Annotated in this window: 26 protein-coding genes and 1 pseudogene; 9 read left to right on the forward strand and 18 right to left on the reverse strand. The window is 44.5% G+C overall.

The genetic code is table 11. The annotated features are described in order from the left end of the window. Nucleotides 1–5 precede the first annotated feature (5 nt). The 3 genes from cotJB to V756_RS0117480 all read right to left on the reverse strand — a co-directional run bounded on the left by cotJB (nucleotide 6) and on the right by V756_RS0117480 (nucleotide 1,203). Complete coding sequence (gene cotJB / locus V756_RS0117470) at nucleotides 6–269, reverse strand: spore coat protein CotJB (protein ID WP_024715804.1); 264 nt, start codon at nucleotides 267–269, stop codon at nucleotides 6–8. After that, nucleotides 253–501, reverse strand: a complete 249-nt coding sequence (gene cotJA / locus V756_RS0117475; protein ID WP_024715805.1) for a spore coat-associated protein CotJA — start codon at nucleotides 499–501, stop codon at nucleotides 253–255. Before cotJA ends, cotJB begins: the two co-directional genes overlap by 17 nt. A 72-nt stretch (nucleotides 502–573) precedes the next feature. After that, a complete protein-coding gene (locus V756_RS0117480; protein ID WP_024715806.1) occupies nucleotides 574–1,203 on the reverse strand; it encodes a TetR/AcrR family transcriptional regulator in 630 nt (209 codons plus the stop codon). Between the two features lie 248 nt (nucleotides 1,204–1,451). Here V756_RS0117480 and V756_RS0117485 point away from each other — a divergent pair, with 248 nt between their 5' ends. Continuing rightward, complete coding sequence (locus tag V756_RS0117485; protein ID WP_024715807.1) at nucleotides 1,452–2,435, forward strand: amidohydrolase family protein; 984 nt, start codon at nucleotides 1,452–1,454, stop codon at nucleotides 2,433–2,435. 57 nt (nucleotides 2,436–2,492) lie between these two features. Here V756_RS0117485 and V756_RS0117490 read toward each other — a convergent pair whose 3' ends face one another. The 8 genes from V756_RS0117490 to V756_RS0117525 all read right to left on the reverse strand — a co-directional run bounded on the left by V756_RS0117490 (nucleotide 2,493) and on the right by V756_RS0117525 (nucleotide 7,923). Further along, complete coding sequence (locus tag V756_RS0117490; protein WP_024715808.1) at nucleotides 2,493–3,341, reverse strand: NmrA family NAD(P)-binding protein; 849 nt, start codon at nucleotides 3,339–3,341, stop codon at nucleotides 2,493–2,495. Then, entirely contained in the window at nucleotides 3,338–3,781 is a 444-nt protein-coding gene (locus tag V756_RS0117495) for a nuclear transport factor 2 family protein (RefSeq protein WP_024715809.1), read from the reverse strand. The genes V756_RS0117490 and V756_RS0117495 overlap by 4 nt, the downstream gene beginning before the upstream one ends. 82 nt (nucleotides 3,782–3,863) lie before the next feature. Continuing rightward, nucleotides 3,864–4,448: a TetR/AcrR family transcriptional regulator gene (locus V756_RS0117500; RefSeq protein WP_024715810.1), complete on the reverse strand. Its 585-nt coding sequence runs from the start codon at nucleotides 4,446–4,448 to the stop codon at nucleotides 3,864–3,866. 108 nt (nucleotides 4,449–4,556) lie between these two features. After that, complete coding sequence (locus V756_RS0117505) at nucleotides 4,557–5,153, reverse strand: hypothetical protein (RefSeq protein ID WP_024715811.1); 597 nt, start codon at nucleotides 5,151–5,153, stop codon at nucleotides 4,557–4,559. Between the two features lie 136 nt (nucleotides 5,154–5,289). Beyond that, nucleotides 5,290–6,009 carry a YebC/PmpR family DNA-binding transcriptional regulator gene (locus tag V756_RS0117510; protein WP_024715812.1) on the reverse strand — a complete coding sequence of 240 codons (720 nt, stop codon included), beginning with the start codon at nucleotides 6,007–6,009 and terminating at the stop codon, nucleotides 5,290–5,292. 144 nt (nucleotides 6,010–6,153) lie between these two features. Beyond that, nucleotides 6,154–6,327, reverse strand: coding sequence for a phosphatase RapH inhibitor PhrH (phrH, locus tag V756_RS1000000124170; RefSeq protein ID WP_024715813.1), 174 nt, complete (start codon nucleotides 6,325–6,327; stop codon nucleotides 6,154–6,156). Beyond that, entirely contained in the window at nucleotides 6,317–7,459 is a 1,143-nt protein-coding gene (gene rapH, locus V756_RS0117520; protein ID WP_024715814.1) for a response regulator aspartate phosphatase RapH, read from the reverse strand. The genes phrH and rapH overlap by 11 nt, the downstream gene beginning before the upstream one ends. Before the next feature lie 146 nt (nucleotides 7,460–7,605). After that, a complete protein-coding gene (locus tag V756_RS0117525) occupies nucleotides 7,606–7,923 on the reverse strand; it encodes a lysozyme inhibitor LprI family protein (protein ID WP_024715815.1) in 318 nt (105 codons plus the stop codon). 73 nt (nucleotides 7,924–7,996) lie between these two features. Between V756_RS0117525 and yeeF the strand changes: the two genes are divergently transcribed. The 5 genes from yeeF to V756_RS0117550 all read left to right on the forward strand — a co-directional run bounded on the left by yeeF (nucleotide 7,997) and on the right by V756_RS0117550 (nucleotide 12,534). Then, the gene (gene yeeF, locus V756_RS0117530) at nucleotides 7,997–10,006 is read left to right on the forward strand and encodes an LXG family T7SS effector deoxyribonuclease toxin YeeF (protein WP_024715816.1); all 2,010 of its coding nucleotides are present in this window, start codon (nucleotides 7,997–7,999) and stop codon (nucleotides 10,004–10,006) included. Between the two features lie 4 nt (nucleotides 10,007–10,010). Then, nucleotides 10,011–10,481: an antitoxin YezG family protein gene (locus V756_RS0117535; protein ID WP_024715817.1), complete on the forward strand. Its 471-nt coding sequence runs from the start codon at nucleotides 10,011–10,013 to the stop codon at nucleotides 10,479–10,481. Between the two features lie 244 nt (nucleotides 10,482–10,725). Then, nucleotides 10,726–11,031 carry a hypothetical protein gene (locus tag V756_RS0117540; RefSeq protein ID WP_024715818.1) on the forward strand — a complete coding sequence of 102 codons (306 nt, stop codon included), beginning with the start codon at nucleotides 10,726–10,728 and terminating at the stop codon, nucleotides 11,029–11,031. 188 nt (nucleotides 11,032–11,219) lie between these two features. Then, nucleotides 11,220–12,347, forward strand: a complete 1,128-nt coding sequence (locus V756_RS0117545) for a Rap family tetratricopeptide repeat protein (RefSeq protein WP_024715819.1) — start codon at nucleotides 11,220–11,222, stop codon at nucleotides 12,345–12,347. Continuing rightward, complete coding sequence (locus V756_RS0117550; protein ID WP_024715820.1) at nucleotides 12,337–12,534, forward strand: hypothetical protein; 198 nt, start codon at nucleotides 12,337–12,339, stop codon at nucleotides 12,532–12,534. Before V756_RS0117545 ends, V756_RS0117550 begins: the two co-directional genes overlap by 11 nt. Nucleotides 12,535–12,951: 417 nt before the next feature. On the opposite strand, the gene rlmD is transcribed toward V756_RS0117550, so the two are convergent. The 4 genes from rlmD to srfP form a co-directional block, all read right to left on the reverse strand. Then, entirely contained in the window at nucleotides 12,952–14,337 is a 1,386-nt protein-coding gene (rlmD, locus tag V756_RS0117560; protein WP_024715822.1) for a 23S rRNA (uracil(1939)-C(5))-methyltransferase RlmD, read from the reverse strand. A 56-nt stretch (nucleotides 14,338–14,393) separates the two neighbouring features. Further along, the gene (locus tag V756_RS0117565) at nucleotides 14,394–15,305 is read right to left on the reverse strand and encodes a diacylglycerol kinase (protein WP_024715823.1); all 912 of its coding nucleotides are present in this window, start codon (nucleotides 15,303–15,305) and stop codon (nucleotides 14,394–14,396) included. Nucleotides 15,306–15,893: 588 nt separating this feature from the next. Further along, on the reverse strand, nucleotides 15,894–16,100 hold the full coding sequence (locus V756_RS0117570) for a hypothetical protein (protein ID WP_024715824.1): 207 nt from the start codon (nucleotides 16,098–16,100) through the stop codon (nucleotides 15,894–15,896). 466 nt (nucleotides 16,101–16,566) lie between these two features. After that, nucleotides 16,567–19,713, reverse strand: coding sequence for a surfactin resistance protein SrfP (gene srfP, locus V756_RS0117575; RefSeq protein ID WP_024715825.1), 3,147 nt, complete (start codon nucleotides 19,711–19,713; stop codon nucleotides 16,567–16,569). Nucleotides 19,714–19,844: 131 nt separating this feature from the next. Between srfP and V756_RS0117580 the strand changes: the two are divergent. Further along, nucleotides 19,845–20,742, forward strand: a pseudogene (locus V756_RS0117580) (TetR/AcrR family transcriptional regulator). Here the strand turns inward: V756_RS0117580 and gatB are convergent. The 3 genes from gatB to gatC are packed head-to-tail and all read right to left on the reverse strand — an operon-like array spanning nucleotide 20,729 to nucleotide 23,937. Then, nucleotides 20,729–22,159, reverse strand: a complete 1,431-nt coding sequence (gene gatB, locus V756_RS0117585; RefSeq protein WP_003219444.1) for an Asp-tRNA(Asn)/Glu-tRNA(Gln) amidotransferase subunit GatB — start codon at nucleotides 22,157–22,159, stop codon at nucleotides 20,729–20,731. The pseudogene V756_RS0117580 and the gene gatB overlap by 14 nt on opposite strands. A 13-nt stretch (nucleotides 22,160–22,172) precedes the next feature. After that, complete coding sequence (gene gatA / locus V756_RS0117590; protein WP_024715827.1) at nucleotides 22,173–23,630, reverse strand: Asp-tRNA(Asn)/Glu-tRNA(Gln) amidotransferase subunit GatA; 1,458 nt, start codon at nucleotides 23,628–23,630, stop codon at nucleotides 22,173–22,175. A 16-nt stretch (nucleotides 23,631–23,646) separates the two neighbouring features. Beyond that, nucleotides 23,647–23,937 carry an Asp-tRNA(Asn)/Glu-tRNA(Gln) amidotransferase subunit GatC gene (gene gatC, locus V756_RS0117595; protein ID WP_024715828.1) on the reverse strand — a complete coding sequence of 97 codons (291 nt, stop codon included), beginning with the start codon at nucleotides 23,935–23,937 and terminating at the stop codon, nucleotides 23,647–23,649. A gap of 411 nt (nucleotides 23,938–24,348) precedes the next feature. Here gatC and opuE point away from each other — a divergent pair, with 411 nt between their 5' ends. Together opuE and V756_RS0117605 are read left to right on the forward strand one after the other, a co-directional pair. After that, nucleotides 24,349–25,827, forward strand: a complete 1,479-nt coding sequence (gene opuE / locus V756_RS0117600) for a proline transporter OpuE (protein WP_024715829.1) — start codon at nucleotides 24,349–24,351, stop codon at nucleotides 25,825–25,827. 105 nt (nucleotides 25,828–25,932) lie between these two features. Then, complete coding sequence (locus V756_RS0117605) at nucleotides 25,933–26,631, forward strand: MgtC/SapB family protein (protein WP_079996296.1); 699 nt, start codon at nucleotides 25,933–25,935, stop codon at nucleotides 26,629–26,631. Nucleotides 26,632–26,692: the final 61 nt, after the last annotated feature.

Here is a 26,692-nt window from a genome sequence, read left to right on the forward strand (position 1 = left end):
CCTCCTTATACTTGCCACGGCCAAGGCCCTTTACCCCAATTCCAATCCTCTCCCGCAGGACTTGTGCCGAACTGAAAAAGCGGCCCGTAAGAGGATTCGAACTGTCTTTTTAAGTGCCTTGAATAGCCGGAATATTGATTGAATTGCTTCAGCGCATCTTCATCATGAGGATGTGTATTTAAATAAAGGCTCAGCTCAACAAGCACAAAATCAGCGGCCTGGATTTGTTCAAGCTGTCGGTAATATTCGTCATCAACCTTTTTTGCCATATACGTCTCCCCCTCGATAAGGGTTTTCATAAAAATCATAGAGATCCTTCCAAAGGGTGCCTTTCCTCAAAGCCTCCATCGGCGAAAACTGCTCCATATGCTCAGGCTGAAAGGTCATATAGAGATTGGGCGGCGTTCTGTAAAATTTCTTTCCTATGGGCGGGCAGGGATCAAAACGGCTGTGAAAGGGTGTGTATGATTTGACAGGCGTAAACGGCTGCATATCCTTCATTCCGGCTCCTCCTTTCTCAAAAGCAATGACCTTAATAGGTATGAAGCCGGAACCATGATTATGAATGAAACTTTAATAAGGAAGCTTCACCTGTTCCTCGATCCCCGCGATACGGAGCGGGCCCAGCAGCGTTAAACGTGTTAATTGATTCGCCATAAACAACGGGCTGTACTTCATGCCGCTCTCCAGCCAGGAACAAATCACACCGATATGAGCGGACGTGATATAGCTGACGAGTATCTCTTTCGGCACCTGGAGCATGCTCTCAGATTCCTCAATCGATGAGAGCAATTCCTCGTAAATTCGTTTTTGAACGAACTCCGTCATAAGGCTTCTGAATTGCGGCAGCCCTCTGTCGCTCAGCATGACTTGGAAGTATTCTGCATGTTCATGGATGTACTCAAAAAGCTTTACAAAAGATACAGGCGGATGATCCTCATCAATACTGACCGGTTCGGCCGGTGTTTCCGGCTTTACCTGCCGAATCAAATCATCGAGAACCTCGGTCATGCTTTGAAACAGAAAATCCTGTTTATCCTGGTAATGCAAATAAAAGGTGCCGCGGGTCAGATCCGCTTTTTCCGTAATTTCCTGAATCGTTATCGAGTTGGCATCTTTTTCTTTCAGAAGGGTGATTAAAGCATCTCTTAAATATTTGTTTGTTCGTCTGATTCTCGGATCAACTTTATGCTTTTTAGACATTTTTTTCCTCCCTGTCTAACTTTCATTTTCTTATGGACAAATCATTCGTATGTGTCTATTTCTATACATTTGGGCGCTCTCTGTTTATTGACCTATTCTCAAAATCTACTGTACCATGAACGTACATCTTGTACATGATGTAAAGTAATGAACATAATGTTCAATAATGACCTAAACGAAGCTTCGTTCCTTAAAATGAGTGCACTCCATCTGAGCTCACAAGCTATATAAAGAGAGGAGTCTTTTGCATGAAAGGAAAAATCGCATTAGAAGAGCATTGGGAATCTCCTGACTTTCCGGCTACAGGAAGCCACAATTTTACTGACGATGAGTATTTCAGCGCTGTTCAAACACGATTGCAGGAATTCGAGAAACGGATTGAAGACATGGATCGAAACGGCATCCAAACGTCAATTCTCTCATTGACACAGCCTGGTATCGAAGGCATTACTGATCCTGACAGAGCGGTGAAACTTGCAAAGCAAATGAATGATCACGCTTCGGAATTCTTCATTTCTAAGCATCCTGACCGCTTTAAGGCATTTGCGTCAGTACCGCTTCAAGATCCTGAAGAAGCCGCGAAGGAACTCGAACGGGCAGTAAACGAGCTCGGCTTTTTGGGTGCCTTGGTCAACGGATACAGCAACATCGGCGACGAACACACCGCCCAATATTTAGACGAGCCTCAAGTGCGCCCTTTCTGGGAAAAAGCCGCACAGCTGCAGGTTCCCGTCTATCTGCATCCGCGTATCCCGCTGCCGCATCAGCAGCGCATCTATGAAGGCTACGAAGGTCTCCTCGGCTCAGCATGGGGCTTCGGTTTTGAAACAGCTACACATGCCATCCGCCTGATGCTCAGCGGCCTTTTCGACGAATATCCTGATTTGACTGTGATTCTCGGACATTTGGGAGAGGGCCTGCCGTTTACATTGCCGCGGGTTGAACACAGACTCCGCCATCAGCGTCCTGAAACCCATAGAAACCATAAGAAAGCGCCGACTGAATACCTTCGCAACAACTTTTATCTCACGACCAGCGGCGTGTTCAGAACACAAGCCTTAATTGATACATTGTTAGAAGTCGGCTCAGACCGCATCTTATTTTCAGTCGACTACCCGTATGAAACGATGGAAGAAATCTCATCTTGGTTTGACCAATGTCCAATCAGTGAAACAGACCGATATAAAATCGGCACTGAAAATGCGGCTAAGCTTTTTCAATTCAATCAATAAAAAGAAGACCTTCGGCAAAGCCGAAGGTCTTTCTAGATCAATCAGTCCAAAATAAAATCAACGTTGCCAGTATGCAGCATGAGCAGCCGCAAACTCAGTCAGTGAACGAGGTTCTTTTCTTGTCACACGCTTCACAGTATCTGTTACCCGATGCTCTGCACCATACCTGATCGCTTCATCCAGATCCGCCATAAAATGGGCATAATCCGCCGGCAAACCTCCTGCCTCCATTTTATGCTGCAGCTCGGAACGAGAAATGTTGACATGCTCCACCCGGCGTCCCGCCGCAGCTCCAATGATCTCCGCCGCTTCGGCATAGCTCAGCGCCTCTGGCCCTGTCAGAATATGATGTGTTTGATGAGGAACATCATCAATCAAAGCTCGCACAGCAGTTTCTGCGATGTCATCAGCGTCGATAAACCCAAGCTTTCCTTCACCCGAAGCCGTGGTGATGCGCCCCTCCGTTTGAATCGACATGCGATGCTGGACATTGATGAAATTTTGCATAAAGTATGAAGGCCGCAGCACCGTCCATTCTGGAAACTCGCACACCGCCTGATGAAGCGCGCCAAACACAGGGCCATTCTTACAGACAACAGACGCACTTTGCATCACGACACGCGTTGCACCGAGACGCTTTGCCTCCTTTAAAAAGGGAAGCACATAAGGAGCCGGGTCAAGCACACCAACCGGGGCAACGAGATAGATCTGTTTTATCTGTTCCAAAGCTGTCGTAAAACTGGAGGCGTCTTTCCAATCAAAATACACATATTCAGCATCAGCAAGCTCTCCCTTTTTCCGGCTCGCAATCCGCACCCTGTACCCGAGCTCTAGTAAACGGCTGGCGATTCGGCTGCCGACTGTACCGGTCCCGCCCGTGATTAAAATCGGATTCTGTTTCATCATTTTCCACTCTCCTCTGTTTGTAAAAATGATCCTCCAAATGCTTCTTTTACAACAAGCGGATTCCAATAATCCTTATAATGCATAATGCGGCCGTCTTTTGTTTCGATAACACTGATATAGCTTTGACGATAAGGAAGACCAGTCTCAATCACATGCCCGTCACATTGAAACTCCGCAATGATCGTATTCGTATCTGCTGACCGGTACACTGTCGGAGCCGTAAACGAAGAAAGATGAATCTGCTTAGGATAATCTTTAATATAATCATAAATGGCCGCTTTTCCTTCTATTCTTTTCGGTGACCCCTCCGGCGCATACGGAAACTCAAATACGGCATTCTCATCCCAAAGCTCCGTCCAGCTCTTCATGTCCTTCTCAAGCATATACGCCATAAACTTTCCCAATGTGTCACATGCCTTTTCAAATTCATTCATCTGCATTCATCATCACCTCATATTTTATTTTAGACCATTCAGTCCGAAAAGTGCATAGATGGGCAAAGCATTCTTTACCCAAAAATAGTTAGTCAAGTACAGATAAGCTCACGTCAACATGCTCCTGAAGCCGGTCCAGATCAGCCGTCACTTTAGCGACAAACGTCAGAGACAGCCTGCTCTGATTCAAATAACGGGCAAGCGCTGATATATCAGTGCCTTCTCCAGTCAATTCTCCTTGATCCCTCGCTCTTAAAAGCGCCTGATAAAAAGCGTCCTCAAGCTGCTTGGACTGTCCTTCAAAATACCGGGCAAGCTCAGGATCATGCGGGATCTGTTCAATCGCGCTGTTGATGATGTAGCACGCCTTCGCACGTTCCGGATCTTTAAGGACATTGACACCTTCCTGAAAAATAGCATGAATGGCTTCCTTTACAGATCCAGGCGCCTCAAGCCTTTCGATCACGGCAGCATTTTTTCCCTCAAGATACGTTTTCACAGCTAAAAGAAACAAATCACGCTTCGTTCCATACGTATCATACAAACTTTGGCGCGCAATGCCTAAATGAGAAAGCAGCTCCTGAAGCGACGTGCCTTCGTAGCCATATTTCCCAAAAACCTCTATCGCTCTGTGCAGAACAAGCGCTGTATCAAATTCTTTATTCCTTCCCAAATGATCATCACCTCCTTAAACAAAGATTACTACTTTCCAGACTGATCAGTCAATAATAATTAGAAAAAACACCCTTGGTCACCAAGAGTGTTCCTTTTTAAACAGCTTTTATTTATGGCCGTCTTTTCCCCAGTGACCCATATGGTGGTGATGGTGGCCGTAGTTGCCGTCATGATGATGGTGGTGATGCCCATAATTGCCGTCATGATGATGGTGGTGATGGCCGTAGTTGCCGTCGTGGTGATGCTGATGATGGTGGCCGTAGTTGCCATCATGATGATGGTGATGATAATTATCTTTGCCGTCATGATGATGATGGTGATGTCCAACGTTCTCATGATGCATGCTCGGATAACTTACAGTTCCCGGCGAGCCCGCATAGCCGCTTGGATAACCGCCGGATCCCGGGAAACCTCCATACATGCCGGATCCCGGGAAACCCCCATACATGCCGGATCCTGGGAAACCCCCATACATGCCGGATCCCGGGTAACCCCCATACATGCCGGATCCTGGGAAACCCCCATACATGCCGGATCCTGGGTAACCCCCATACATGCCGGATCCTGGGAAACCCCCATACATGCCGGATCCCGGATAGCCTAGCCCTCCGTACATGCCAAATCCAGGACGGCCGATGCCATAGCCCGGAAAAGCGCCAAAGCCAGGTCCGCCGTAGATCTGTCTTGTATCAGTATCAGTCATATTCACTCTCTCCTTCACGTAGGTTACAGTCCAGAATATGAAAATAACTGTCAGATCGTATAGACGGCTGCCCATATAAAGCTCATACAATTTCAAGGACAAAAAAAGCAGGCCGTAAAAACAGCCTGCTCATTTCTTATTCACCTAAATCAACGTTGTGGTATACCTGCTGAACGTCTTCCAAATCCTCTAACGCGTCAATCAGCTTTTCAAACTGTTCCTTCGCATCATCTGGAAGCGTCACTTCACTTTGCGCAAGCATCGTCAGCTCGGCAACCGAGAATTCCTCAACGCCTGCGTTTTTAAACGCCTCCTGCACCGCGTGGAATTGATCCGGCTCGGCATATACGATCACACTGTCATCCTCTTCTAAAATGTCACGGACATCGACATCCGCTTCCATCAGAATTTCAAGCGCTTCGTCAGCTGTTTTGCCATCCACACCGATAACAGCCGTCGCATCAAACATGTAAGCAACTGATCCGCTCACACCCATGTTTCCGCCGTTTTTCCCGAACGCCGCACGCACTTCCGGCGCCGTACGGTTTACATTATTCGTCAGCGCATCAACGATGATCATTGATCCGTTCGGACCGAAGCCCTCATAACGGAGTTCATCGAAATTCTCTTCCGCGCCGCCCTTCGCCTTCTCAATCGCACGTTCAATGATGTTTTTCGGCACACTGTACGTCTTCGCGCGCTCAAGCACAACCTTCAGTGCCTGGTTAGATTCCGGATCAGGCTCGCCCTGCTTCGCCGCCACATAAATCTCACGGCCAAACTTCGCATAAATCCGACTCGTATTTGCGTCCTTAGACGCCTTCTTCTCTTTAATATTGTTCCACTTACGGCCCATGATGTTCCACTCTCTTTCATATATATCAATCTGTATATTGTGATTCACTTTATCCATTATACCTTAAATGGTTTAGTTGTTTCGAGTGTCTTGCGTTAGAAATAGAAGGAATTGCTGCATCTTCCGTAAAGCAAGAAAAAAGCCCTAGCTAAGGGCTTTTTTCTGATCACTCAGTTTGTGAGGGGAATGATCAATATACGTCGTGTTTCGATCCGTTGATTCCTTAAAGCCGCCGGAGTTTGTCAGGAATGGAAACGAAATGCTTCCGAACAGCAGAGCAACAGCAAGACCCATCATCACTTTTTTCTTAATAAGCATATAAACACTCTCCTTTTTGAATATCTTCTTGGGCTTTCAGCACTTTTCGATAAAACACAGCGGCGTATTCAAAATGACAGCGGCTTTCAAAAACAGCGGCAGCACTGCGGGCACACGCTTCAATGTAAGCGTGCAGGTTCTTTTTTTCGAAATAGGCCAACATATCAAAGATTTTGGATTCATCAATACTCTCTTTATAGACGGCCTGCAAGAACAGATACAATTTTTTATAAAAATGGCGAGACCCCGTTTTTGGATATGTTCTAATACAGCCTAATCCTTCTTCTATAAACTGAAACGCCTTTTGCGTTTGGCCTGCTTTACATAAGGTCCAGCTTAAGCCAAACAAGACTTTCGGAAGCAGATCAGTGACCGTTTCTCTGCTTAGTTTCACCGCTTTTTGGAAGTATTGTATAGCCATTTGATCATTTCCTGATCGGTCATAACTATTCGCAATGTTCAACAAGGAAATGGCGGTAAACCGGTCGTTTTGAATGTCCTTTGCCAATTCCAGCGCAGTTTCTAAATGCGGGCGCGCTTTTTCATAATGCTTGAAATCATCATAGTTGCCGGCGATCACAAACAAGCTTTGTATGGTTCTAATGCAGTATAGGGGATGTTTTTGATAAATGTCTAAGGCTTGAAGAATATGATACATCGACACATGGTTTTGCTTCATATGGTAATACGCTTCCGCCACTTTAAAATGGAATTCCGCTTTCTCGATTTCATCTGACACAAACGGCAGCTCTTTCTCCGCCTCGCGATAAAACCTGATCGCTTCCACATATTCTTTCTGTTCAAATTCATACATGCCGCGGAAAAACAAAGAGTAATATTTCAAAAGGCCTGTGAGTTTTTTCTGAGGAGTTTCAATCGTTTCCAGAAGCTCTGTCACTGTAGGGCGATTCCCGTATGTTTGTCCCGGCTCTAAATAATCCAGCATCAGCTGGTGCCGAAAACACATCAGAGAATAATAGATCAGCAAATCCTGATCCTCTTCCATTTGCTGAATGTCCTGCTCCACCTCCGCTTTCAGAATCTCAGCATCCGGAACACTGAATTGATGAATCATCTTGTACCATTCATTAATCTTAACACCAACACGCGAAGACGGTATAGCTTGACTCAACGGCTTCCCTCCTTTTCTATAAGATATGTCATATTCTATCAATCCCAAATTTTGAAAACAATACAAAAGGAAGAAATTGCTTTTTCATCCTGTCAATTTGTTTTTCTCCGCAAAAAAGACCCTTTACGCAAGGGTCCCATGACATTCTATTTCATATACGAATTCACCAGCCCGTAACAGCGCTCTTTCGTCTGTTTAGCAAGCTCTTCCGTTTGGACGACTCGGGATAATGAACCCCCGCCCTCCTCATCATATCGTTTCTGGGCCGCAGCATCCCTATCCTTTATCCATTGACGCTGTTGAATTTTTAAAGCCGCCATGTCTGAAGCAGAAAGCTGCTTTTGCAGCACGCCGTATATCTCGTTCAGCAAGGCATCCCACATTTGATAGCTATAGCCATGATCCTCTATCATCATATCAAAACTTAGACATATGCCAAATGACTCATTTTTCCACCAAAACACGTTCTCACCCCCACCCTCATCCCGCACCGTGGTAAAATTTTGATATCGAGCGAACAAAAGAAGGGAAATGGTCATGAAAGTATTTGAAGCGAAGACACTGCTTTCGGAAGCGACAGACCGTGCAAAAGAGTATAAAGAACTAAGAACGCAAATGGTCAACTTGAAAAAAGCGTTAAAAAGCGTCGCTGATCTCAGTGACAGCGAATTCTCAGGAAAAGGCGCCAGCAACATCAAAGCCTTCTACCACGACCATGTAGGCGTCACCGACCAATGGATCGACTACATTGACATGAAAATCGCATTCTTCAACAGCATCGCCGGAGCTGCCGAGGACAAAGGCCTCTCAGACGCATACATCGAAGAATCCTTCCTGGAGCACGAACTGGCAAATGCCCATCAAAAATCAAAATCCATCATGTCCGAACAGAAAAAAGCAATGAAAGACATCCTGAACGATATCGACGACATCCTCCCGCTCGACCTGTTTTCAACAGAAACCTTCAAAGACGAGCTGGCCGATGCCAACGACAAACGCAAAAAAACACTGGAAAAATTGGACGCCTTAGACGAAGACCTAAAGACAGAATACGCCCTGTCAGAACCAAACGAACAATTCATCAAATCCGACTTCCAAAAGCTCCAAGAAGCAACGGGCAAAGGCAAAAACGCCACACCCATCCACTACAACGCCAAAGCGTACCGTGAGAGCGATATACATAAGAAAAAAGGCGACATTGAAAAGCGGACTGAGGCTTACTTGAAGGTTAAGAAAGAGGAAGCGAAGGAACGCGAGATTGAAAAATTAAAAGAAAGACTGAAAAACTACGATTATGCGGATGCCGATGAATTCTACGAAATGGCAAAAACGATCGGCTACAAAAATCTCACAGCAGAACAGCAAAGATACTTCACCCAAATTGAAAACACGCGTGAACTTGAAGCAGGCTTCAAAGGGGTTGCCGTCGGTCTTTATGATTCCGGAAAGGATGCGGTCACAGGCCTGTGGGATATGGTCACAGATCCGGGCGGAACCGTTGAAGCCATTACAGGAGCTGTGGCTCACCCGATTAAAACGTATGAAGCCATTTCAGCGGCAATCGAAGAATCGTATCAAAAAGACATGGTGAATGGTGACACCTACTCAAGAGCAAGATGGGTGTCATATGCGGTTGGCACTGTTGTCACATCAATTGTCGGCACAAAAGGCGTAGGAGCCGTCTCAAAAACTGGCACAGCCGCCAAAGTGACGGCCAAAGTCAAAACAGCGGCAAGCAAATCAGCAACAGCTCAAAAAGCCATAACGGTCTCAAAACAAACAGTTGATCACATCAAACAAAAAGTAAACACAGGCGTAGAAGTATCAAAAAAACACGTCAAAACCAAATTAAATCAAATCGGAGATCTCACACTTGCGGATATTCTCCCGTATCATCCCCGTCACGATTTAGTGCCGGCAGGCGTTCCTTACAACGCAGTCAACGGTGTCACGCTTAAAGAAGGACTGCAAAAATTCGCCAAGGTCATCCTGCCGAAACCGTACGGAACTTCTTCAAGCGGAAGAAGAACTCCAGCGCCACATGTTCCGCCGGTAACCGTCAAATACGGCGAGCATTACGCAAGATGGAGCAGAAAGAAAGTGCTGAAGCCGAATATCGTTTATAAAACAAAAGAAGGCTACACGTACACGACTGACAACTATGGTAGAATTACAAGTGTCAAAGCAGACTTGCAGCTGGGAGAAGCAAAACGCAACCAATATGCACAGTCGAATGCTGGAAAGCCCCAAGACCGAAAGACTGACGATGACGGAGGCCATTTAATCGCCACCCAATTCAAAGGCTCAGGCCAGTTTGACAATATCGTGCCGATGAATTCTCAGATTAATAGGAGCGGCGGGAAATGGTATGAAATGGAGCAAGAATGGGCAAAGGCTCTTAAAGAAGAACCTCCCAAATTAGTAACAATTGAAATTAAGCCTATTTATAGTGGAGACTCTTTAAGACCTAATTTATTTAAGGTCAAATATAAGATCGGAAATAAAAGATTTAAAAATGTTAGAATAAAAAATCAAGCAGGAGGCTGATATTGTGGAAACTGAAAAGATGGGAGTACTATATCAAAAAATCGCTGAGCAAATAAATGAAATTATCCCCTCTGAGTGGGAGAAGGTTGCTCTTTATGCCGAAATTTTAGATGATTCTTCAGAAGTTTACTTCTTCTTTACTACTCCACAAAATCAGGAATATATATATTCACACGATATTCCTGAGCACTTTAATGTTGATGAAGATATATATGACGAACTTCTATATGAATTGCATGATTATTTCGAAGAGTTACGAAATGAATTTAAAACAAACAATGAGGACTTATGGACAAACCTCACTTTGCATCTAGAACGAAGCGGGAAGTTTTCAATAGATTATGATTACACCGATGTTATTGCCTCAGACTTAAACGGTACTCAACGACAAGTAGTGTGGGAATATAAAAATTTAGGAATATTGCCTGAAGATGAGGATGATAAACAGTTTGTAATAAACTACTTCGGTTTATAATTCAAAAATAGCTCAGCTTTTTACTGCTGGGCTATTTTATATTCTCAGGTTGGCTTTTATGGAAACCGAAAAAACAAATCCTATTATAAAATTTGTTAACCGATCAACAAATAAATTGATTGCTTCTGAATGGGTTAAAGTTTTCTATACGACGAGATTTTAGATGATTCTAGACTTTTCTTTAATACAGAGGATATTAAGGTTTTATATTTATCTCATATCTCTTTATAAAAGGAGCAACATTTTGACAGTAAGAAAAAAATTAATAAAACAAATTAATTTAACAATCACAGCAATAAAAACAAACAATCAAAAGAATCCAGCTCCAATGGTGAAAAACATATTGAAAAGATACGAAGAGACAAAAGAATGTATCCAACATTCAACAGAGGAACAATTCGAAGAAGACCTCTCTATAGTTAAAAATAAACTAGATACTCTGACAAGAGCATATCTTGAATCAGCTAACGACTACATGAATCCAATGCTCAAAGAAATGCATAAGACAGAAAAACTGCTAAAAGAGTATGACAAAACTGCTCAGTCGTAATAACCGCAATCCAAAATTCAGAAATTGAGATCACTCTAACCTCCACAACACCAAATATAACGCGAAACACCCAAACTGCCTTTTGCGGATCACACCGAAAATTTTTTTGCGGTCTCTCAACCCCTTCCTATTAAATTTCTGTATTGATAAAATTTACATAATTAGTGAGAAGAGGAAGGGTGAGGAGTTTGGGCACGATTTCGTCTCCGCACGTTGGGATGAAAATTAATGAGTGGAACCGGCATATTCAAAAGTTTAATGTAACAGATGCTGAAATGCTTATAGCTGAGATCGAACGGGACATTGACATCATGGAGGAAGACCAAGACCTCCTGATTTACTATCAGCTCATTACATTCCGTCATCAGCTTATGATTGACTATGTGATTCCATCTGAAGGAAACCAAATGGAGTTATCAGATTATTTGAAGAGAATTGAAGGCAGCAACAGAAAAATGGAGAAACTCGTTGAATACTACTATTACTTTTTTCAAGGAATGTATGAATTCAAAGAGGGCAATTTCTTAAGTGCCATTTCATTTTATCAAAAAGCGGAAAACACAATTCCCTATATTTCAGATGAAATTGAGCGGGCAGAATTTTATTTTAAAATGGCTGAAGTGTTTTATCATATGAAACAAACACACGTATCCATGCACTATTCTTCTCAGGCGTATAACATTTATAAAACGCACGACCTTTACTCAGTCCGCCGCATACAATGCCATTTTGTGATCGCAGGAAACTACGATGACCTAGAAAGTCATGAAAAGGCGCTCCCTCACCTTGAACAGGCACTCAAAGGCGCACGGCTGCTTGAAAGCAAAAACAAGCGGATTTACGGCCAAGCTTTATTCAATATCGGAAATTGTTATCTTAAAATGGGCGAATTGACGAAAGCCGCCAAATACATGGAGAAATCGATACTCCAATTCAAAAAATCAAATTTCAACAACTTGACACAAGCTTACCACGATTTAGCCTTAATTTATTTTCTACAACGTAAACAAGACCAGGCAATGGATTGTTTCAGGAAAGGCGTACGCTTCGCATGTAAATTCGGCGATGGCCTATTTAAAATTATGTTTGAAGGGTTGCAGGCGCTGTTTATCAAAAAAGGAGAAGCGTCCATTTTATTAAATGTTTTCAACAAATTAGAGACATCCCAAGGATATCCTTATATGGAAGAGTTGGCATTATTAGCCGCAAAGTTTTATACTGAAATTGGGCAGATGGATGATTCTGTTATTTGTTTCAAAAAGATGGTTCATGCCCGCAAACAAATTCAGAGAGGGGATTGTTTGTATGAAATTTAAACTGACGTTGTGCGCTGTAGTTGCTTTGATCGGTGTAAGCTTTATCAGTTCTTCCTTAGGAAATGAAGTAAATGTGGCATCCAGAAACATGACAAGCAAAGCTGCAAACGATTCAACGAACTCCCTAACAGACAAAGCCATCTTTGACAAAGAAATAACGATTGCAGAAAACGGAACGCTTGGTTAAGGACAAGACGCAGCTTAGGCTGCGTCTCTTTTTCTGAAGAAATAGGTGACAAGGTGATAGAATATTATGTTCAAACTCTATATGCAGACCAGACAAAAGCCTTACATAACAAGAGAAATTGTAAGCCTCTTAGAAAAAATAAATAGCCACGATCAAACAAATATACTTTTTGTTGAAAGAATCGAAGAACAACAAAACAATCTAAATGACTTGTCTACAATAATAAACGATATGGATAAACTTCTAAAAAAAGAGTGAACGCATTGATCTTAACAATGATGCTGATCAACCCCTGTTCGAAATCCACAAAATGATGACCTCACTTGAATAGCCCGTATCCAAAATTAATGACTTTAAAAAAACATGGAAACTTGAGGCTTTTCTTGAATTATAAAAAAAGGCAACACCCTATAGAGGTTAGTTGCCTTCTTTAAGTTTTAGCACTGCCACACACTCCACATGATTCGTATGCGGGAACATATCCACAGGCTGCACTTCAAGCGTCTGATACCCGCCATCCTCAAGCACCCGCAAATCTCTCGCAAGCGTGCCAGGATTACACGACACATACACCACCCGCTTCGGTTTCATCTCCACAATCGTGCGCAGGAGGGCTTCGTCGCAGCCTTTTCTTGGCGGGTCTACGACTAGCGTATCGGCCGTGATGCCTTCTTCGTACCACTTTGGAATGACGGTTTCCGCTTCACCGACCGCGAACTCAGCGTTTGTGATGCCGTTTAATTCGGCATTTCGTTTGGCGTCTTCAATCGCTTCCGGCACGATTTCGACGCCGTACACTTTTTTCGCCTGCTTCGCCAAGAAGAGAGAAATCGTTCCGATGCCGCAGTAGGCGTCGATGACGGTTTCTTCCCCTTGAAGCTCCGCGTACTCAAGCGCTTTGTCGTACAGCACTTTTGTCTGCTCTGGGTTAACCTGATAAAACGATCTGGCGGAGATGGCGAATTTGACGTCTCCGATGAGGTCATAGATGTACTCTTCGCCCCAGATGACGTTTGTTTCGTTTCCAAAGATCACGTTTGTTTTGTTTGGGTTGATGTTTTGCACGATGGATTTCACGTGCGGGAATTGCGCTGTGATGTCTTCAATGATCCTCGCTTTGTGCGGGAAGTCGTTTGTTCTTGTGATGAAGACGATCATCATTTCGCCTGTAACGACGCCGTATCTGACCATGATGTGGCGGAGCCAGCCTTTGTGGCGTTCTTCGTTGTAGGCTTTGATGCCGTAATTTGCACAGATGTCTTTGACGGCTTGGACGGCTTCGTCGTTTTTGGATTGCTGGATCAGGCAGGCGCTCATGTCAATGATGTCATGGCTTCTTTGCTGATAGAATCCGGCGACGAGTCCGCCTTCTCTTTCACCGACAGGCACCTGTGCTTTGTTTCTGTAGTTCCACGGGTCTTCCATGCCGAGCGTCGGGTGCACGGTGACGTTGGACAGATCCAGCTTGCCGATCCGTTCTAAGACGTCTTTGACTTGTTTCTGTTTAAACAAGAGCTGGCCTTCATAGGTCATGTGCTGAAGCTGGCAGCCGCCGCATTGCTTGTAGATCGGGCACGGGGCATCCGTTCTGTGCGGGCTTTCTTCCTTCAGCTCGATTAAGCGGCCGAAAGCGAAGCCTTTTTTGACGCGTGTCACTTTGATTTGCGCTTTTTCCTCAGGCAGGGCGTTCGGCACGAAGATCGGGAAGCCCTGCACCTTTGCGACGCCCGCTCCTTCATGAGTCAAATCCTCAAATGTCACGTCGTAGTATTCATTTTTTTCTACTGGGGGTTTCATTTTCATGTATGTTCACCTCTTGTTTTAAGCGAAAGAAAAACTTGGCCTATTCAAGCCAAGTTTTAGTCATCCAGCTGTTCCGCTTTCTCCTTCGGCATGATGACGTGAATGTGCCGATACAAATTCACGAATTCGCCGGGCAGCATGCCGCCATACTCGCCGTCCAGGTTCAGCTGCATCTTTTCTGATACATTGACTTTCACGCGGTTCGCTTTTGTATAAATAATGTGCTGGTCGTTGATGTGTTCGCCGCGGAGCGCCATCGTGGCGACCCTGATAAATTCAGCAAGGTTTGCTTTCTTGAGTATCATCAAATCAAACATGCCGTCATTCAGGCTGGAATCCGGCGCGAGTTTTTCGAACCCGCCGACGGAGTTTGTCAGCGTGACCAAAAACAGCATGATTTCACCTTGAAACAGCTTGCCGTCATATTCAATCTCGACTTCTGTCGGACGAAGTGAAGGCAGCATTTCCATTCCCTTTAAATAATAAGCAAGCTGGCCGAGCATCGTTTTCAGTTTGCTTGGCACGTCGTACGTCAGCTCCGTCAGACGGCCTCCTCCGGCGATATTGATAAAATACTGGCCGTTCACCTGTCCGATATCAATCGGGCGGGAAACGCCGTTAATGACCGTATCTGCCGCTTTTAAAATATCCTCACGCGGAATGCCGAGCGCTCTGGCGAAGTCGTTCGTTGTGCCGACAGGAATCACACCGATTGTCGGACGGTTGTCTAAAGGCGCAAGCCCATTGACGACCTCGTTGATCGTTCCGTCCCCGCCTGCCGCAATGATCAGGTCAAACTCACGCAATGCCGCATCCTTGGCGGCGTGTGTTGCGTCTCCCGCGCATGTTGTCGCATGGGTGGAGGTTTCATAGCCGGCTTGTTCAAATTTTTGCAGGACCTGGGCAAGATGCTTTTTAAAAATCTCCCGTCCCGAAGTCGGATTGTATATTATGCGTGCACGTTTCATTATCTCATCATCCTACTTAAGAGTATCCGATCAATTTTTACACTAACAACCTTTAATTATACTATGAGTTAAAAAAATCGCAACAAAATGTACATAATCTTACAGGTAAAAACGCATAAAACTGATTCTTGTTTTGTACTTTTGTCATTCTTTCCATCCTTTCAGCTTGATTGAAAACCCTTGTAGTCTATGAAGAGCAGAGTTCCACCGATGCGGTGACAGCGGCGTTTGAGCAGGAGGTCTTTTTACGTGAGCACAGACGCGCAGGTATGGCAACAAATACGAGGATTTTGTTTTTTTGCTCCGTTCCCGTTTCTTGCGGAACTTCGCCAATACTTCATATGCGATCGGCATGATTAAGAGTGAAGGATTCATGAACTAGTCAGCCGAAACGAACAACATTGAAAATGAATTTACGCGGAAAATCCTTACTGCCTTCACATGTACCAGTCAAAGAGATCATTTGAGGACATTCCCTCAAGTCAGATTGGGTACTTCGACAACACGGTAAACCTCTATAGTCAGACATAAAAATACTTGCCGATGACATAACCATTATCGACAAGCTGAGCAAGTAAAAATCTGCTTTTATTTGTTTTTTGCTTTTTTCTCTTTAATGATGCTGAAAAGTACTAAGATAATGACACCTGCACACACAATATAAAATAAGAAATTAGTGATGGGATTTTCAATATTTTTAAGAAGAAATATTAATCCTATAATTACTATCGGTATGATCCAGGTTAGCCATTTTATTACCTTAGGGTTTTGCTCACTATTTCCTTCAGGTTTCATAATTACCTCCTAATTATGCAAAAGATCTCTATCTTTAACAAAGTGTAACATAGGATATTTTTGTTAAACAGCAGCCATAGTCTCAACTAATGAAAAAGCATTAATGTTTTCAAATATCCAACAAGCAGCTGTAGAATTTCCTGTTACCACAAGAGCTTCTTAGTAACAGCCAGGCATCAAACTTATGTGTATATAAGGTATCTGAGTGCAATCCCTAAATATAGATATTTAAATCCAATGGTTTTACACCTAGTTCCTTAAAAAGACAATCTTGTATAACAATTTATTGTAAGGGGGAATTTAGAGAATGTCCTTTCTGTATTGTTCAGTAATAACTCGGTAAGTCCGCTTTTCTTTATGATGAAGAAGATTTAACCATTCTGAACCTTTTTTCCTTTGAAAGAAAAAACCTCTTAGAATGGAGCATTATTCATCGTCCATTCTAAGAGGTATATGTTATATCATCTTACTCTTCTTCGGTTCCCGGTTTTTTCTTGCGGAACTTCGCCAATACTTCGTATACGATTGGCACGATTAAGAGTGTCAGAAGCGTTGAACTGATCAAACCGCCGATAACCGTTACGCCGAGTCCTTTAGAAATGACCTGGCTTCCGCCTTCGAAGCCGAGCGCTAATGGAATCAAGGCGCCGATTGTCGCGATGGCTGTCATCAGGATCGGACGGAGTCGTGTAGAGCCGGCTTCCAGGAGCGCTTCTCTCGTAGACAGGCCTTCCGCTTCCTTATGAATCACGCGGTCAATCAAGACAATCGCATTCGTGACAACGATACCGATCAGCATGAGCATACCGATCATGGCGTTCAGACTGATCGTTTCACCTGATACATAAAGTCCGACAAGGGCACCGATGATTGTGAACGGCAATGAGAACAGGATCGCAAATGGCGCGAGTGCTCCGCCGAATGTAATTACGAGCACAAGGTACACGATCGCTATTGCTGCCAGCATCGCTAAACCGAGCTTCGTGAAGGAATCAGCAATATCTGCTGATACGCCTCCTGTGTCAATCGATACATTATCAGGAGGGTTAAGCTTATCCACTTTCTTCTGAACCTCAGCTGATACGGCTGTGACGTTGTCAGATGCAACCTCACCTGTGACATCTGCATAGACTTTTCCGTCACGTTTTGAAACAGTATCTGATGTTGATCCTTCTTTCACTTTTGCAACATCGCCGATTTTGACTTCCTGGCCAGTCGCAGATGTGATCTTTTTATTCTCTAAATCTTTCACACTCTTATACTGGTCTTTTTCAGTCTTAATGTTCACATCAAGCTCTTTGCCGTCTTTTTTCACGGTTGTGAGCGGTTTTTGTGATGTTTGTGTCATTAAGGCCTGAGAAATTTGAGACGCCGTTAAACCGAGTTTGCTTAATTTTTCTTGGTCAGCGACAAATGTGTACTCATCATATGTGCTTGAAAGGCCTGAGTTTACGTTCTTCAGATCCTTTTCATCTTTCATGATTTTTTCAATGTCGTTGACCGTGTCTTTAATGTCGTTTTCTGAATCGCCATACACATAGTATGTTAATTCGTTGTTATTGCCTGAAGAGCTGAAGTTTTGTGACTTCCATTCTCCGCGGTCAGATTGCTTTTGGATTTCCTTCAGCACGTTGTCTTTTTCTTTATCAAAATCAGGCGTGTCGCTTTCATATTTGATATAGAATAACGCACCGTTTGAATCTCCCCCGGCAAGCGGGCTGCCAGAGCCTAATGAATACTGAACGGTATCGACATGCTTGCGGTCAAGCAGGATTTTTTCCGCTTTTTCAGCTTCATCTTCAGCTTCTTTTTTCGTTTCTCCAGGCTCTGGGCTGTAAGTAAGCTGTACCGTTTTTTCTTCTTGGGACGGCAGGTAGCTGGCACCGATTAATGGTACAAGGAACAAGCTTCCAAGGAGCATCAGAACAGCGATGATAGACGTGATCCATTTATGGCTCAGCGCCCAGTTCAATACTTTTTTATAGATGTTTGCAAGTCTTCCAGGTTTGTGCTCTTTCGCTTTAATCGGCGCGCCTGTTAAAGATTTTTTGAACAGGCTGTGTGCGAGCATCGGCACAAGCGTGATCGAAATCAACAGGGATGCGGCAAGCGCAAATACAATCGTTAAGGCAAACGGGATAAACAATTCACCGATTTGTCCGCCTACAAGTGCGAGCGGCAGGAATACCGCGATTGTTACGATCGTCGATGACATGATCGGTTTGAACATTTCCTTCGTCGCTTCACGCACCAAGGCTTTTCCGCGGAGCGGCTCATCCTTGAGTCTCATGCGGCGGTAAATGTTCTCGATCACAACAATGGAATCATCGACAACCCGTCCAATCGCAACAGTCATTGCGCCAAGCGTCATGATATTCAGTGTGATATCAAGCTGCTGCAGCACAAGAAGTGCGATGAGCAGTGATAATGGAATAGAAACAATCGAAATTAATGTTGATTTGATATCTCTTAAGAATAAGAGAATGATCACAATCGCAAAAATCGCGCCAAAAATGGCTTTGCTTAACATCGTTTCAACTGACTGTGTGATCGGCTCAGCCATGTCGAGTGTTGCGCTGTAGTTGAAGCCTTTATGGTCTGCTTTGAACTGCTTCAGCTCGGCTTTGACATTATCGGCAACCTCTACTGTATTCGCATCGTTTGCTTTGACGATGTTAATACCGATGCTGTCTTTGCCATTTGTGCGTGAAACAGATTCAGCTTTTTTCACATCTTTCAATGTGGCAATGTCAGAAAGCTTGACCGTCGGCACATCTGTGCTTGCGCTTTGCTGCGCCTGTGCGGCCGCAGCAGCTTGTGCACTTTGCGCCGCTGCTTGAGATGCTGCATTGCCGCCTGCACTTGAAGCAGATGCCGTCGGGATTCTCATATTCTTCAAATCTTTAATGGTTTCAATATCGCCGCTGACAACGACAGATTTTTCTTTATTTCCGAATGTGTACAATCCAAGCGGAGTTGTCACATCTGAACCTTGAATCACTTGCTTGACCGTATCTTCATCAAGGCCGTATTCTTTCAGTTTGTCTTCTTTGAAAGAGAATTCAACCTCTTCCACCTGCTGGCCTGATACTTGGACGGAGGCAACGCCTTCTAAGCCTTCAAGCTTAGGAACGAGGCTGTCTTCCACTTGTTTTGTCAGGTCTTGCAGGTTGCCTTTATCGCTGGACACGCTTAGCGTCAGAATCGGGAAGGAGTTCAAGCTGTAGCGTGAAATTTCCGGATCCTTCGCGTCATCAGGAAGGCTGACATTATCTAATGCTTCAGCCGCTTCTGTTTTCGCTTTGTCCATATCTTTCTCATAGTCATATTCAATCATGACAGACGATGCGTTTTCATAGGACGTTGAAGTCACTACACTGACCCCGTCCAAATTCTGCACCGCTTGTTCAACCGGTTTGGTCACCTCATCAGCCACTTGGCTTGGAGTCGCGCCCGGATATGTCGTGCTGATTGTCAGGTAAGGCATGTTCACGTCAGGAATGGATTCTTGCTTCATATTCATACCCGCATACAAGCCGGCTGCCGTTACAATAATCGTCATCAGCCATACAGCGAATTTGTTTTTCAGAACAAAATTAATAACGTGATTCATCATATCCTCCATTACATTTTTTATTGACTGACTGGTCATTCTATATAATACTAAACGTTATAATGCAACAACGTCAACTCATATATCAGAAAATTTTACTAAATTTTTCAAGGGTTAAGGGGAAGCACGTCATGAATGAAAAAAAAGAAAGAATCATAAAAACCAGCATTCATTTGTTTGCGAAAAAAGGATTCGCTGCCACGACGATCCAGGAAATCGCCAGCGAATGCGGTATCTCAAAGGGCGCTTTTTATTTGCACTTTAAATCAAAAGAAGCGCTGCTGTTATCCGCCTGTGAATATTACATCGGAATGTCTATGAAAAAAATGAAAACTATAGAAGAAGATCTCGCCGGGAAGCCGCCTAAGGAAGTGCTGAAAAAGCAAATTGGCGCTCAGTTTGAAGATTTTCGTGATCATAAAGATTTTATCGTTCTTTTGCTTACCGAAAATATCATTCCGGAAAATCAAGAAATCAAGCAATACTTTTACAAAGTAACCACGGAGACGGATAAGCTGTACCGCAATGCCTTGCTGGCATCTTATGGCGAAAAAATCGAGCGGTACGTCGCAGATTTGTCTATTATGACAAGAGGCATTGTGCATTCGTATATGAATGTGATGGTATTTAACAGTGAGCTTACTATTGATGCAGAAGAAATTTCATCCTTTATCGTCGAGAGACTGGATGATCTTGTACAGGGGCTGAGCCGTACAGCCCTCAATCCGATCGTGCCAAAAGACATTTTCAATCCGATGCCTGCGGGGAAAGACCAATTGCTTGAGAGCATTCAGAACATAAAAGAACACAGCGCGCTGCCCGAGGATATCACCGTGTCACTCGATGTTATCGCGGAAGAACTCGCTCAGGATAAACCGCGCAAGCCGATTATTAAAGGCATGCTCTCCAATTTGACCGGAAGCAATGACGAAGAAGTTGAAAAGCTTCGGGCTTCCATTTCTATATTTATCTCGATATGACCAAAAAAAGCAGCCCCTGCGGGCTGCTTTTTTGATTAGCGTTTTTTAATTTCTTCAAGCAGGATTTTGTTGACCATTGGCGGGTTGGCTTGTCCTTTGGACGCTTTCATAATCTGTCCGACAAGGAAACCGATCGCGCGGTCTTTCCCGTTTTTAAAGTCTTCGATTGATTGAGGATTGTTGTCAAGCGCCTCTGTGACAAGCTTCAGAAGCACGCCTTCGTCAGAAATCTGCACGAGGCCTTTCTCTTTCACAATCTTCTCAGCGTCGCCGCCTTTTTCAATCAGTTCTTTAAACACTTTCTTCGCGATCTTGGAAGAAATAGTTCCTTTTTCGATCAGTTTGATCATGCCGGCAAGGCCTTCAGGTGTCAGGGCAACGTCGGCAAGCTCTTTTTGCTCAGCGTTTAGGTAAGCTGACACTTCACCCATCAGCCAGTTGGACGCTTGTTTCGCTTCAGCGCCTTTTTGTACGGTTTCTTCGAAGAAATCAGCCATTTCTTTTGTCAGCGTCAGAACCATCGCATCGTATGCAGGCAAGCCAAGCTCTTCGATATAACGCTTGCGGCGCTCGTCCGGAAGCTCAGGAATGCTTGCTTTTACGCGTTCCTTCCATTCGTCATCAATGTAGAGTTCGACAAGGTCTGGCTCAGGGAAGTAACGATAGTCGTCAGACCCCTCTTTGACACGCATGAGAATGGTTTTCTTCGTTGCTTCGTCGTAACGGCGCGTTTCCTGCTGGATAACGCCGCCGGAGAGAAGAACCTGCTCCTGGCGTTTTTCTTCGTGCTCAAGGCCTTTTTGAACAAACGCAAAGGAGTTCAAGTTTTTCAATTCTGTTTTTGTGCCGAATTCCTCTTGGCCGATCGGGCGAAGAGAGATATTGGCGTCACAGCGAAGTGAACCTTCTTCCATCTTACAGTCAGAAACGCCTGTATATTGGATGATGGATTTCAGCTTTTCAAGATACGCGTACGCTTCTTCCGGCGTGCGGATATCCGGCTCAGATACGATCTCAACAAGCGGCGTTCCCTGACGGTTGAAGTCAACAAGAGAATAGCCATCGCCTGTGTGCGTCAGCTTTCCGGCATCTTCTTCAAGATGAAGACGCGTGATGCCGATGCGTTTTGTTTTTCCGCCGACTTCAATTTCGATCCAGCCATTTTCGCCGATTGGCTTATCAAATTGAGAAATCTGATACGCTTTCGGGTTGTCCGGATAGAAATAGTTTTTGCGGTCAAATTTCGTATCCGTTGCGATCTCACAGTTAAGCGCCATAGCGGCTTTCATTGCGAATTCAACAGCTTCTTTGTTCAGAACAGGCAGAACGCCCGGGTATCCGAGGTCAATGACGCTTGTCTGCGTGTTCGCCTCCGCGCCGAATGGCGTTGGAGAGCTTGAGAAAATTTTTGATTTTGTTTTTAACTCGACGTGGACTTCAAGTCCGATTACCGTTTCAAAGTTCAATTTTTTTCACCCCTTACAATTCAGGTTTTGCTTTATGATGGTCTGTCGCTTGTTCAAATGCATGAGCAACGCGGTATACAGTGCTTTCATCAAAGTGTTTTCCGATGATTTGCAGTCCGAGCGGAAGTCCGTCTGCTAATCCGCATGGCACGCTGATTCCAGGTACGCCCGCAAGGTTGACCGGAATCGTTAAGATATCGTTTGCGTACATTGTGAGCGGATCTTTCGTGTTTTCACCGATTTTAAACGCAGGTGTCGGTGTAGTCGGTCCGACAATAACATCATATTTCTCAAATACGTCTTCGAAGTCTTTCTTAATCAACGTACGCACTTTTTGCGCTTTTTTGTAGTACGCATCGTAGTAGCCTGAGCTTAAAGCGAACGTTCCGAGCATGATGCGGCGTTTGACTTCATCGCCGAAGCCTTCTGAACGTGTTTGCTTATAAAGGTCGATCAGGTTGTCCGCGTTGTCTGTGCGGTAGCCGTAGCGAATGCCGTCAAAGCGCGCAAGGTTCGCTGACGCTTCAGATGAAGACAGCAGGTAATACGTCGCAAGCGCGTATTTACTATGTGGAAGAGACACTTCTTCCCATGTAGCGCCGAGGCCTTCAAGCACTTTCAGCGCGGCAAGAACAGATTCTCTCGCTTCTTTGCCGACACCTTCACCAAGGTATTCTTTCGGAACAGCGATTTTCAATCCTTTGATATCGCCAGTTAATGAAGAAAGAAAATCAGGCACATCCACATTTGCGCTCGTGGAGTCCATTTTATCTACGCCGGAAATCGCTTGAAGCAAGAATGCGTTGTCCTCAACCGTACGAGTAATCGGTCCGATTTGGTCTAATGAAGACGCAAATGCGACCAGCCCGTAACGAGACACGCGTCCGTATGTAGGCTTTAATCCGACCACCCCGCAGAAAGATGCAGGCTGACGGATGGAGCCGCCTGTGTCAGATCCAAGTGAAAACGGAACTTCTCCCGCAGCAACCGCAGCAGCTGAACCGCCGCTTGAACCGCCGGGAACTGTATCGAGGTTCCAAGGGTTTTTCGTCAGCTTGTAAGCTGAGTTCTCGGTAGATGATCCCATGGCGAATTCGTCCATGTTCAATTTTCCGATTGTGATCGCTTCAGCGTCTTGGAGGCGCTGAACGACTGTAGCATCGTAGATCGGATCGAAGTTTTCGAGAATTTTGCTGGAGCACGTTGTACGCAGCCCTTTTGTTACGATATTATCTTTTACGCCGATCGGCATACCGAAGAGAAGACCGTGCTCAGTACGGCTGTCAACCGCCTCGTCAAGCTCCTTCGCGTACGCGCGCGCTTTTTCTTCATCTAATGCCAAAAAGGCTTGTACCTTATCATCCACCGCTTGGATGCGTTTATAAGACTCGTCAACAAGATCAGAAATCTTAATCTCTTTTTTATGTATGAGCTGTTTTAATTCTGTGATTTTGTGATCAAATAATGACATTCCTTGTGTCCCTCCTTTAGTCCAGAATTGATGGCACACGAATATAGCCGTCTTTATGGTCAGGCGCATTTTTCATGACATCCTCAACCGGAAGGCCTTTACCCGCTTCATCTTCTCTCATGACATTTTTCATTTTCAGCACGTGAGTTGTAGGCTCCACATTGTCTGTGTTAACCTCATTCAGCTCCTCGGCAAATGAAATGATGCTGTCAAGCTGTTCAGTGAACATTTTTGCTTCTTCGTCAGTAATTGCAAGTCTCGCAAGGTGCGCAACGTGCTTTACTTCTTCTATTGAAATTCGTGACATATGATCCACCTCCACATATTTCTCCGTTAAGTCATATAATACTGATCATATCAAAAACAAGCCCTTTAAAGCAACAAAACGCCTTAGGGCGAGCCTGTGTTTTCGAAACAATACCCTATATATTTTATACTAAAAAGAGACAAAGGAGAAACGAAATATTTTTCTGAAAATTTTTACTTTAATTATTTTTGAAAGCGTTTTATTCTTTATTCCCTTCTAGGTTCACGCCGGTATTTCTTGCTGATCACCCAGGTTTCATCGCTTGAATGGCTGGGAATACTTTGTTAGGTTAAGTTACCAAGTGCACCTGCAAAAGAATTTCTTTTGTTTTGCACTGAGCCAGACTGCTTAACTGGCACCATCAATTTGAGAGGTGATGCAACATTATTAGAAATGAAGAGAGGGTAAAACGTGAGTATTGAAATTATTATATCGTTAGGAATTTATTTTATTGCCATGCTGTTAATCGGTTGGTATGCATTTAAGAAAACGACTGACATCAACGATTACATGCTTGGAGGAAGAGGCCTCGGACCGTTTGTCACTGCTTTATCTGCCGGCGCGGCGGATATGAGCGGATGGATGCTGATGGGTGTTCCCGGCGCGATGTTTGCGACAGGGCTTTCTACCTTATGGCTTGCTTTAGGTCTTACAATCGGAGCGTATTCAAACTACTTGCTGCTGGCTCCAAGGCTGCGTGCTTATACGGAAGCGGCGGATGATGCGATTACGATTCCTGATTTCTTTGATAAACGTTTCCAGCATTCTTCATCACTGCTGAAAATCGTATCCGCTTTGGTTATCATGATCTTTTTCACATTGTATACCTCTTCCGGTATGGTATCGGGCGGACGGCTGTTTGAATCTGCCTTTGGCGCGGATTACAAATTAGGCTTGCTTTTGACTACGGCTGTTGTCGTGTTATACACATTGTTTGGCGGTTTCCTTGCTGTCAGTCTGACTGACTTTGTGCAGGGTGCGATCATGTTTGCAGCACTAGTGCTTGTGCCGATCGTTGCTTTTACCCACGTGGGCGGCGTTGCTCCGACTTTCCATGAAATTGGCGCTGTTAACCCACATTTATTGGATCTCTTTAAAGGCGCGAGCGTCATTAGCATTATTTCCTATTTAGCCTGGGGCTTGGGCTACTACGGGCAGCCTCATATTATCGTCCGATTTATGGCCATTAAAAACATTAAAGATTTAAAGCCTGCGCGCCGAATCGGCATGAGCTGGATGATCATTTCAGTTCTCGGTTCTGTCTTGACAGGTTTGGTCGGTGTTGCTTATGCCCATAAATTCGGAGTTGCTGTAAAAGATCCGGAGATGATATTCATTATCTTCTCTAAAATCTTGTTCCACCCTTTAATTACAGGATTTTTATTGTCAGCTATTTTAGCTGCGATTATGAGTTCCATCTCCTCACAGCTCTTAGTCACAGCAAGTGCTGTGACAGAGGATGTGTACCGGACGTTTTTCAGACGAAAAGCTTCCGATAAGGAGTTGGTCATGATCGGGCGTCTGTCTGTACTAGTGATCGCCATTATTGCGATTCTCTTATCCTTGAATCCGAGCAGCTCCATTCTTGATTTGGTCGGATATGCCTGGGCCGGCTTTGGTTCAGCTTTCGGGCCTGCGATTCTGCTCAGCCTGTATTGGAAGCGGATGAACGAATGGGGCGCGCTCGCTGCGATGATTGTCGGGGCTGCGACCGTGTTGATCTGGATTACAACCGGGCTGGCAAAATCAACCGGCGTGTACGAAATCATTCCTGGGTTTATCCTCAGCATGATCGCCGGCATCATTGTCAGTATGATCACAAAACGTCCCGCAAAAGCTTCTTACCGGTTATTCGGGGTTATGGAAAAGCTGTTAAAACGCAAAAGGTAAACAAAAAGCCATCAAGCGCCGCTTGGTGGCTTTTGTGCTCTTGTTTTGCTATAAATACTGTGAGAGAATCATATTTATTTAAAAACATCTTAGAGAAGGGAGAATTTGCTGTTGAGCTGGTATATTGATCCTGATATTTTATTAAAACTGGGCATTGCCACTTTGATTGGCATGGTCATCGGGCTTGAGCGTGAATTAAAAAATAAGCCGCTCGGATTAAAAACCTGTATCGTTATCGCCGTCAGCTCATGCATGCTGACGATCGTCAGTATTAATGCGGCATATCATTTCCCTAAATACTACCGCATCATGATGGACCCGCTGCGTCTGCCGGCACAAATCATCTCCGGCGTCGGATTTATCGGGGCCGGTGTCATTCTGCGAAAAAGCAACGATGTCATTTCCGGCCTGACGACATCAGCTATGATCTGGGGGGCAGCGGGGCTCGGGCTGGCAACGGGAGCAGGTTTTTATAAAGAAGCATTTGCCAGCCTTCTGTTCATCCTGATCAGTGTGGAATTTCTGCCATGGGCGGTCAGAAAAATCGGTCCCGACCGCCTGCAGGAAAAAGACATCCGCATCAGAATGTCGCTCTCTGATAAAGACAAAATGACAGAGATTTTAAAAGAAATGAAGAGAAGAGATATCAAAACACACTCCGTTCGGATCGACGACCTGGGCGAAAAGGAATTTCCAATCATGGAAGTGAAGGTCCGCGTCCATAAAAACAGGTACACGACCGATGTCTACTATGACATTAAAGACATCGAAGGCGTGGTCGGCGTAAAATGTGATACATTATAAAAGCCAATGGGATATGAATCCCATTGGCTTAGATTGTTGACAAAATCCTAAAACGGTTTAC

The organism is Bacillus tequilensis KCTC 13622, assembly GCF_000507145.1.
GTDB classification, from domain to species: Bacteria; Bacillota; Bacilli; order Bacillales; family Bacillaceae; genus Bacillus; species Bacillus tequilensis.

Bases quoted from the DNA above. Each gene is read 5' to 3' on its own strand.
- phrH (WP_024715813.1), bottom strand. From the start codon at position 6,327: ATGCTTATTAAGAAAAAAGTGATGATGGGTCTTGCTGTTGCTCTGCTG.
- V756_RS0117510 (WP_024715812.1), bottom strand. From the start codon at position 6,009: ATGGGCCGTAAGTGGAACAATATTAAAGAGAAGAAGGCGTCTAAGGAC.
- V756_RS0117490 (WP_024715808.1), bottom strand. From the start codon at position 3,341: ATGATGAAACAGAATCCGATTTTAATCACGGGCGGGACCGGTACAGTC.
- V756_RS0117495 (WP_024715809.1), bottom strand. From the start codon at position 3,781: ATGCAGATGAATGAATTTGAAAAGGCATGTGACACATTGGGAAAGTTT.
- srfP (WP_024715825.1), bottom strand. From the start codon at position 19,713: ATGAATCACGTTATTAATTTTGTTCTGAAAAACAAATTCGCTGTATGG.
- rlmD (WP_024715822.1), bottom strand. From the start codon at position 14,337: ATGAAAATGAAACCCCCAGTAGAAAAAAATGAATACTACGACGTGACA.
- cotJB (WP_024715804.1), bottom strand. From the start codon at position 269: ATGGCAAAAAAGGTTGATGACGAATATTACCGACAGCTTGAACAAATC.
- gatA (WP_024715827.1), bottom strand. From the start codon at position 23,630: ATGTCATTATTTGATCACAAAATCACAGAATTAAAACAGCTCATACAT.
- V756_RS0117570 (WP_024715824.1), bottom strand. From the start codon at position 16,100: ATGAAACCTGAAGGAAATAGTGAGCAAAACCCTAAGGTAATAAAATGG.
- yeeF (WP_024715816.1), top strand. From the start codon at position 7,997: ATGAAAGTATTTGAAGCGAAGACACTGCTTTCGGAAGCGACAGACCGT.
- V756_RS0117505 (WP_024715811.1), bottom strand. From the start codon at position 5,153: ATGACTGATACTGATACAAGACAGATCTACGGCGGACCTGGCTTTGGC.
- V756_RS0117550 (WP_024715820.1), top strand. From the start codon at position 12,337: ATGAAATTTAAACTGACGTTGTGCGCTGTAGTTGCTTTGATCGGTGTA.
- V756_RS0117485 (WP_024715807.1), top strand. From the start codon at position 1,452: ATGAAAGGAAAAATCGCATTAGAAGAGCATTGGGAATCTCCTGACTTT.
- V756_RS0117565 (WP_024715823.1), bottom strand. From the start codon at position 15,305: ATGAAACGTGCACGCATAATATACAATCCGACTTCGGGACGGGAGATT.
- V756_RS0117480 (WP_024715806.1), bottom strand. From the start codon at position 1,203: ATGTCTAAAAAGCATAAAGTTGATCCGAGAATCAGACGAACAAACAAA.
- cotJA (WP_024715805.1), bottom strand. From the start codon at position 501: ATGAAGGATATGCAGCCGTTTACGCCTGTCAAATCATACACACCCTTT.
- gatC (WP_024715828.1), bottom strand. From the start codon at position 23,937: ATGTCACGAATTTCAATAGAAGAAGTAAAGCACGTTGCGCACCTTGCG.